The organism is Brevibacillus migulae (assembly GCF_004521915.1).
Classification (GTDB): domain Bacteria; phylum Bacillota; class Bacilli; order Brevibacillales; family Brevibacillaceae; genus Brevibacillus_F; species Brevibacillus_F migulae.
Genome location: NZ_SDKD01000005.1, coordinates 288,936 through 296,782, shown reverse-complemented (window position 1 = coordinate 296,782; position 7,847 = coordinate 288,936). Strand labels below are relative to the sequence as shown.

At 48.1% G+C, this 7,847-nt stretch carries 7 protein-coding genes and 3 tRNA genes; 7 read left to right on the top strand and 3 right to left on the bottom strand.

Annotated features, from left to right (window positions below; translation table 11 throughout):
* The first annotated feature begins 45 nt into the window (after window positions 1-45).
* The 4 genes from EIZ37_RS08285 (at window position 46) to EIZ37_RS08270 (ending at window position 1,873) form a co-directional block, all read left to right on the top strand.
* Window positions 46-119 (top strand) — tRNA-Gly (locus EIZ37_RS08285).
* A 7-nt stretch (window positions 120-126) separates the two neighbouring features.
* Window positions 127-215 (top strand) — tRNA-Ser (locus EIZ37_RS08280).
* Between the two features lie 5 nt (window positions 216-220).
* A tRNA-Ser gene (locus EIZ37_RS08275) sits at window positions 221-308 on the top strand.
* A 491-nt stretch (window positions 309-799) separates the two neighbouring features.
* Window positions 800-1,873 carry an ABC transporter substrate-binding protein gene (locus tag EIZ37_RS08270; RefSeq protein WP_235827919.1) on the top strand — a complete coding sequence of 358 codons (1,074 nt, stop codon included), beginning with the start codon at window positions 800-802 and terminating at the stop codon, window positions 1,871-1,873.
* A gap of 64 nt (window positions 1,874-1,937) precedes the next feature.
* Here EIZ37_RS08270 and EIZ37_RS25870 read toward each other — a convergent pair whose 3' ends face one another.
* From EIZ37_RS25870 to EIZ37_RS26710, 3 genes are all read right to left on the bottom strand, one after another.
* The gene (locus EIZ37_RS25870; protein WP_167568729.1) at window positions 1,938-2,096 is read right to left on the bottom strand and encodes a hypothetical protein; all 159 of its coding nucleotides are present in this window, start codon (window positions 2,094-2,096) and stop codon (window positions 1,938-1,940) included.
* A 96-nt stretch (window positions 2,097-2,192) separates the two neighbouring features.
* Entirely contained in the window at window positions 2,193-3,131 is a 939-nt protein-coding gene (locus tag EIZ37_RS08265; protein WP_134684100.1) for a metallophosphoesterase, read from the bottom strand.
* A gap of 184 nt (window positions 3,132-3,315) precedes the next feature.
* Entirely contained in the window at window positions 3,316-3,426 is a 111-nt protein-coding gene (locus EIZ37_RS26710; RefSeq protein ID WP_167568727.1) for a DUF624 domain-containing protein, read from the bottom strand.
* A 450-nt stretch (window positions 3,427-3,876) separates the two neighbouring features.
* Between EIZ37_RS26710 and EIZ37_RS08255 the strand changes: the two genes are divergently transcribed.
* The 3 genes from EIZ37_RS08255 to EIZ37_RS08245 are packed head-to-tail and all read left to right on the top strand — an operon-like array spanning window position 3,877 to window position 7,842.
* On the top strand, window positions 3,877-4,521 hold the full coding sequence (locus EIZ37_RS08255; RefSeq protein ID WP_134684099.1) for a YesL family protein: 645 nt from the start codon (window positions 3,877-3,879) through the stop codon (window positions 4,519-4,521).
* Window positions 4,518-6,293 (top strand): cache domain-containing sensor histidine kinase, encoded by a 1,776-nt coding sequence (locus EIZ37_RS08250; RefSeq protein WP_134684098.1) that lies wholly within the window; start codon window positions 4,518-4,520, stop codon window positions 6,291-6,293. The genes EIZ37_RS08255 and EIZ37_RS08250 overlap by 4 nt, the downstream gene beginning before the upstream one ends.
* A complete protein-coding gene (locus EIZ37_RS08245) occupies window positions 6,286-7,842 on the top strand; it encodes a response regulator transcription factor (protein WP_134684097.1) in 1,557 nt (518 codons plus the stop codon). Before EIZ37_RS08250 ends, EIZ37_RS08245 begins: the two co-directional genes overlap by 8 nt.
* Window positions 7,843-7,847: the final 5 nt, after the last annotated feature.

Genomic DNA, 7,847 nt, shown 5'->3' with positions numbered 1-7,847 from the left:
GGGAAACCGTGGGGGTTCAAGTCCCTCTACCGGCACCATTTGTTTGCGGGTGTAGTTCAATGGTAGAACTCCAGCTTCCCAAGCTGGTAGCGTGGGTTCGATTCCCATCACCCGCTCCATTTTTGCGGAGGGATACCGAAGTGGTCATAACGGGGCGGTCTTGAAAACCGTTAGGGTGCAAGCCCACGGGGGTTCGAATCCCTCTCCCTCCGCCACATATGGAGAGTTACCCAAGAGGCCGAAGGGGACGGTTTGCTAAACCGTTAGTACGTGTATGCGTAGCGAGGGTTCGAATCCCTCACTCTCCATCTTAAATAATCAGTACCTGTTCTTAACTGAGCCATAAAGCCTGAAGTATTCTCTTTTTCATGAGAATATTTCAGGCTTTTTTTCATGATTGGAGAACCGACGCAAAGACCGTGGATTGCTGTTGAATGATTCCAGAAGCGATTGCTTACATCACGTATGAAGTTTGGAAAGGGCACGTGATCGGCTAAAACCGATCACGTGCTTTTTACAGAAATATGTTAGATCTGCTTCGTTGAAAGTGAAAAAAATTTACTTTCACAATAAACAATAATGTCGAAAAAGAAACCGTTGATTGAATTTCCGTCAGCAGTTTTTATGTTGTCCATAAACGAAGTCGCAGCGATAGCTTGATTCCTTTTGAAACGACTTCTGGCTGAATAGCAGTAACTATGCTAATATTGGGAATATTGTAGAAAGGGACAAGGAGTACGACCGTTCGTATTCTCTTACCCAAAGCACAAACAAAGAGAAAATGGTAAGGAGTGGGAACATGAATCGAAGAAAGCTACAGGCAAAAGGGATGCTGCTAGCGCTCTGTCTGCTATTGACAGCGTGTGGTACCCAAACAGGTGGAGGAAACCAATCGACATCCGATGCTTCCGGTGCGGGAAAAAGCGGCGATGCATCGGGGAAAAAATTGCAAATCGGCATCACCCAGATCATTGAACATCCTTCACTCGACGCTACCCGAGAAGGGTTTATCGCGGCGCTGAAGGACAACGGCTTTGAAGACGGTAAAAATATCGACATCGAATACGTATCTGCGCAAGGCGATCCGAGTACGGTCATGACCATCGCCCAAAAATTTGCAGGGGATAAAAAGGATGCGATCCTGGCGATCTCCACGCCAAGCGCGCAGTCCCTCGTGCAGACCACCGATGGAACGGATATTCCGGTGTTCTTTGCGGCGATTACCGATCCGCTAAAAGCAAAACTGATCGAAAATGTTGAGAAACCAGGCAAGAACGTCACCGGCATCTCGGATACCCATCCGGATTCCATTAAGAGTACCATGTATGCTATTAAAGAGTTTTTCCCGGAAGCAAAAAAAGTCGGCATTATTTTCAATTCCGGGGAATCCAATTCTGTCGTGAATGTGGATAACGCAAAGAAAGCACTTGCCGAGATTGGGCTCGAACCCGTGGAAGCAAATGCGAATAATACATCCGAAGTGAAACAGGCTGCACAATCGTTAGTCGGACGCGTGGATGCGATTTATGTTCCAAAGGATAATACGGTTGTCGCAGCGTTAAAATCGGTTGTCATGGTAGCCGAGGAAAATAAAATTCCGCTGTTTGTAGGTGAAATGGACTCGGTGAAAAGCGGGGGCTTTGCAGGATACGGCATCGATTACCATGATCACGGCTACGAGACAGGTTTGATGGCTGTGAAAGTGCTAAAAGGAGAGGCAAAACCAGGCGATCTGCCGGTGCAATTCCCGAAAGAGCTGAAAATGGCCGTTAATAAAGAAGCTGCAGCAAATCAGGGGATCGATCTGAATAAATTGAAAACCGCGCTGGACAAAATCAATCCGGTCTACATCGATAAGATTGAAGAGAAATAGGTCGATCGCGAAAAGAAACTCTCTACCATATTTGTGGATAGAGAGTTTCTTTTTTCTGCCATTGCTAGGTAAGTTCTTTTTGCTGGACGGAGGCAATCGGTTGAGCTTGTCCTTGGGTCAGAAGCTCCTTGGCGAACTCCTCGGTGCTTTGGGTTTTTTTGGCTAGCATGTCCTGAGACAATCGTTGCTGATCATTCGGACGCTTGTTGTTTGGATGAGACAATTTTTCCACCCCGCATGGTTGATTTTCGTACTACCTGTAATGTGTGCGGGAAATCAACAATTTATTTACAGCGTTTTACACGAGGGCCAGGGGACCTTATTTCTCCTTGCCAATTTTCAGCGTACGATCTTTTTCCCGTCCATAGCCGTCAATTTCCAAACGATCCGGGTAGACTTTCACGATGGAATAGGAGTTGGAGTCAGGGGTTTCCACCATCCCTTGGAAGTTGAGATAGTGGACGCCGTTCTTAAAGCCGTAATTCCCCGCATGATTATGACCATTAAAGTAAGCCACCACATTTCCTGCGGACTCCAGCGTTTTCAGCAATGCCTCATCATTCCAGACATTGTGTTCGTTTTTCGGATACAGCGCCATGTGACCGAAGACCACGACCTTTTCGTTCGCTTGTTTTGCTTGCGCCAGAACGTTCTGCAGCCAGGTCATTTGTTCAGAGCTCACCCCGCCATTCCAAGTCTGCGCATTCATCGCACCGCTCCATTTGAGCACTTCTAGGTAAGACTCCGCAGTTTCTTTCTTGTCCGCATTCGTCGGATCTTCATAACTACTGAGATCGTTGGTATCGATCACGACAAAACGCCAGCCGTCCTTGCTGAAATCATAATACGGTCTGGGCATTTCCAAAATGCGGACGACCTCATCGACAGGGACAGGGAAGTCATGATTGCCCAAGACATGGTATCTCGGTCCTTTAATCTGGTTGTAAAGAGGGACAATCTTTGAAAAGCTGGATTTATCCCTGTCAATGATATCCCCAAGCTGGATCGTAAACGCCAAATCATGCTTGTTAAACGTAGCAGCGGCTTCTTTCATTTTGTCCAGGGAGGCGCGATAGTTGCGCGTACCATTTGTATCACATTCACAGTACTGCGCATCCGCTACAAGACCGAATGCGAACGTGGCTTTGTTCTCACTTGCCGCCCAAGCGGCCTGCTGACTGGACATGACGCCAATCATGAGCGATAACGCAGCAAAGGCAGCAGTGCCAGTCCTCAACATGTTTTTGTACGTTTTCATAGAAAATCTCCTTTCTTGACATATCTGTTATAAAGAACAGTATATCGCCTGCTTGTAAAATGTTGGTTAATGCAAGTCTAACTTTTCATGAATGTTTTCAGTCAAGAAAACGTGATTATGGGTAAAAACAGTACTCATTCTCCTTCTGTACAATGTAAGGCAGTGGTGTTGACCCCGCAGTCAATTACGGACAAATGGTGAACATTGCTGCGGTGGATGGTGCCGCTCCGAAGACAATCAAGCCAACGCACATAAACAGCAGCCAGAGAAGATTGAGATAAACTAGACGGGACAACCATTGGCAGATCGCATATTGGCGTCCACTGGTTTGTCAATGCAGTGTACGGGGAGCCGGGGGGAATCTGTAACAGCTGAAAGAAAGCCCAAAAGGCGGCGGTAATGGATGGAAGGATCGTCATTGAAACCGGGACTGTTCGCATTCAGCTGCATGAAGCGATGTATGAGGAACGAGCTGTGAAGGAAGCTGCCAGATGACCGCCCATATTTCGCGGTTCACGGCAGCTGTTTTTTTAGTGGAACCAAGATCCCTCCAAAAAACAGGAGAAGCCAAGTTTTCTTATCCGAACTGAAAAGAATAAATCACTGGTTTATGAACAAAAACCTCGGTTCTTTCTCTTTATTCAGAGAAGGGATTCGGCAAAAAATAAAGAAATAGCCTTGATAAGAGACTGTACAGAGCCGATCGTCTGAAACGCGGGCCTGTAGAGGAAAAGGGGAGTGGCGCATGGATTTGCTGACGAGCCGCCTGTATCGGGCATGTGAATGGTTGACAAGCCTTGCCTACCTCAATCTGTTGTGGATAGGCTTTATCCTGCTTGGCGGTATTCTTTTTGGATGGGGGCCGGCGACGGTTGCCATGTACACGGTTAGCCGGAAATGGTTGACAGGACACAGAGACATCGCGGTGTTTCCACTATTTTGGCAAACGTATAAAACCGAGTTCATCCGCTCAAATGGGCTGGTTCTCCTTATGGTTGTCATCGGCGCAATCCTGTTCGTTGATTTCAGAATATTGCGGGTATTGAGCGCGGATATATCGGTGCTTGGCATCTTGCTGATCAGCGTATGCCTGATGTATCTCATCACACTCGTTTTCATCGTACCCGTATATGTGCACTACGACTTGAGAGTATGGCGGATGATTCCCTTCGCTTTCCTGTTTGGTGTGTCACGGCCTCTACACACGATTGGCGTTAGTCTTGCCGCTGCCATTCTTGCCTGCGTCTTCTGGTATTTCCCACTGCTCATGCTGTTCTTTAGCGGCAGCGTATACGCCCTGATCACCATGTTTCTGACACTCAAGGCGTTTGCCAGCATGGATCCGCGACTGGCGAAGGAAGAAGAGCGGAGGATCGTGGGCAACAAATGACAGCCATGCTGACCTTCCTCCAAACCAGCTATCGCAACCTGCGCATCAAACAAAAGCTGTTCCTCCTGGTATCGTTCATCATGATCGTTGCTTTTTCGTTTACCGTGATCGGATCCCAATACGTGTTCACCATTTACGATGAACTGCTATACCAGAAATCCTCTCAGGTATTATTGATGTCCTCCGGAAGCATCGAAAACGAATTGAAAAAAGTCGAAAAGCTGTCCTACGATATCACGGCTGACCCGCAGATCCAGAATGATCTCCATACCTTGACAGCAGATGTCACGGAATATGAACATTTTCGTCTGCGCAGTGCCCTGACCGATAAGCTGTTGAATTACAGCAATACCGAGGACTTTTTCCAATCGATTCATCTTTTCGATGCGAGAGGGCGGGAATATGCAGCCGGCACCAGCACGGTTACCATTTCCCCTGAAAAACTGCAGAAGTTGCTGCGTGTGGCCAGACAAGGACAAGGCAGCAGTCAATGGGTCTATCCGGATGAAACGGATACATCCCTGATCGCGGTCAGGGAGATTCGTTATTACAAAAACCTTAGCTTTGATCACATCGGCACTTTGATCGTCCGGATCAATCTCAACAAGATCGTCGGCCAAGTCTCCAAAGGCAGTCAGGATCAAGGCGGAGATATGATCATCCGCAATGGTGCCCATGTCATCTATCCGGTCGGCACAGTGCATGCAATGGAGCAAATACCGATCACGAAAACACTATCCCAGGGCTACCACATCGCAACCCGCAATGGAGAGAAGGTATTTGTCGCCTATCTTCATTCGAGCTATGCGGATTGGACTTATTTGCATGCCTTTCCTTACGACCAGATTTTCAACCGAATCGTGACCATCAAATACTACCTGCTGCTAGTGTATCTCGCGATGTTTCTCGTGTGCATCATGTTTGGCATGCGGTTTGCGAGGGGAATCACTCACCCGATCGAGAATCTGGTGTCTACCATGCTTCATGTACGAAGAGGGGAATTCGAGAAAGCGGAGGCTCGTTCGCAGCGCTCCAAGCCGATGCAGATGGACGAGATCGGGCTCCTGCACAGCAACTTCAATCTCATGATCCAGCGTATCAACGAGCTGATCCGCGAAAATTACACCAAGCAGCTCGTCATCAAAGAAACCGAGTTTAAAGCGCTGCAAGCCCAGATCAAGCCGCATTTTTTATACAACACATTGGAGTCGATCAACTGGCTGGCAAAAATCAATCAGCAGGTACAGATATCCCGGATGGTGGAATCTCTCGGCTTTTTGCTGAGAAGCTCCATCAGCCCGAAGGAACCGATGATTACGCTGGCAGAAGAAATCGAGCTCATCCAGCATTATGTGACCATACAATCCTATCGCTTTGAAGACCGTCTTCATTTCACGATGGAGATCCCTCAGGAAGTCAGAGATTGCTATCTCCCGCAGTTCACCCTGCAGCCATTGTTGGAAAATGCGATTCAATACGCCTTGGAGCCAATGATCGAGCCATGTACCATCCGGATCAAGACCATTTTGGAAGAGGACGGCTTCACTTTGGTCGTCATGGACGATGGGCCGGGGATGGACCAGGAGTATCTCGAGCAGTGGGAGAAGCGGAGCGGTCAGACGAAAGGGCAGGGGATCGGATTAACAAACATCGATGAACGGATCAAGCTGAGCTTTGGCGAAGCGTATGGCATCAAGCTGGAAAGCGAGCGGGGCAAAGGGACGCGTGTACATGTGATGCTGCCGTACAAAAGGGGGATCGCGCGTGTATAAAGTATTGCTAGTCGACGATGAACGCATCATCCTGGAAGGAATATCGCAGATCATCGATTGGGGCTCACTCGGCACGGTATTGACCGGGACAGCCCGGAATGGTCTGGAGGCGTATGAAATGGTCAAAAGCGAACCTCCCGACATCATCATCAGCGATATCAAAATGCCCGGCATGGACGGTCTGCAGCTGGTGGCAACCGTGCAAGAAAGCTTTCCGGCGGTCCGCTTTATCATGCTGTCGGGCTTCGGAGAATTTGAATATGCGAGATCCTCTATGCAATATGGAGTCAAGCATTTTCTGTTAAAGCCCTGCAACGAGGGCCGGATTATGGAAGCGCTCGCAGCGGTCGTAGCCGAACTCCGGCTGGCGGAACATAAGGAACAGTTTGTCCAGCAAACGAAAACTCGCCTGGAAAAGGTGCTTCCCTATACAAAGGAGCAGTTATTAAAGGAATTCGTCACCAATCATATTTATGGCAATCGGGATCTCGAATATTACCAGAGGCTTTTCCAGCTGGAAGTGGACAATGAACCGATCCGATTGGTCCTGCTGCAATTGGAAGGAGACTTTTCCTATGAGCATCTGTTCGCGATGAAAAATATCGCAGAGGATCTGTTGCAAGGTGTAATCCTGAGCACCACGATCGCCGAGCAGATTTTGCTCTTGATAAGGGATACGGGGCAAGCCGATCAGATATACGCAGCCATGGACCAGGTGCGTACCACCTTTTTCGCGTATTATCAGATCGATGCCACCATCGCGATCAGTGACACCGATTTGCTGATGAATGCCAAGAGTTTGTATAAAGACACACTGGAATGCCTCGCCCACCGCTTTTATTTGGGGGAGGGAAGCCTGATAACCAGGAAGGACATCGTTCACGGGCAGCCCAATCAAAAGGCGGAGCTGGTCTACGATGAGCAGCGTTTATGCCTGCTAATCAAGTCGGGGCGTTGGGAAGACGCGAAAGATGAAATCGATGCCATCTTCGCACAGCTGGTAACATTACGCCACGATATTCCCATTACCAAGTCTTATGTGATTCAATTGTTTGTCTCAATCATCCGGCTTTGCAACACAGAGCGTTTCAATGCCTATATGGAAAAAAAGCCTGCTTTGATTGGAATGGATACAATACCGGCGATGCACCAGTTTCTTGAAAGCGTTACCAAGGAAATTGCTCTTTTCCATTATGAGCAGAACAAAAGCACCTACTCCGCCATTGTCCGAAAGGTAATCGATATCATCCACAAGCATCTGGGCGATTCGGATCTTACCATCAATGGGGTAGCCAGCAAAATGCTCTATATGAATCCCGATTATCTCGGAAAGCTTTTTAAAAAAGAAACCGGCGAAAAATTTTCCCATTACGTAACCCGGCTCCGGATCGAAAAGGCGATTGAACAGATCAATCGCTCTGAAGACGTGAAAATTTTTGAACTGGCAGAGATGCTGGGCTTCGGCGGCAACCCGCAGTATTTCAGTCAGGTCTTTAAAAAATACACCGGTGTGACACCGACCGAATACCGAAAAGCACCGATGATGTAGCGAGT

Coding starts and splice junctions, on each gene's coding strand:
- EIZ37_RS08270 (WP_235827919.1), top strand. CDS start 800: ATGAATCGAAGAAAGCTACAGGCAAAAGGGATGCTGCTAGCGCTCTGT.
- EIZ37_RS08265 (WP_134684100.1), bottom strand. CDS start 3,131: ATGAAAACGTACAAAAACATGTTGAGGACTGGCACTGCTGCCTTTGCT.
- EIZ37_RS08255 (WP_134684099.1), top strand. CDS start 3,877: ATGGATTTGCTGACGAGCCGCCTGTATCGGGCATGTGAATGGTTGACA.
- EIZ37_RS08250 (WP_134684098.1), top strand. CDS start 4,518: ATGACAGCCATGCTGACCTTCCTCCAAACCAGCTATCGCAACCTGCGC.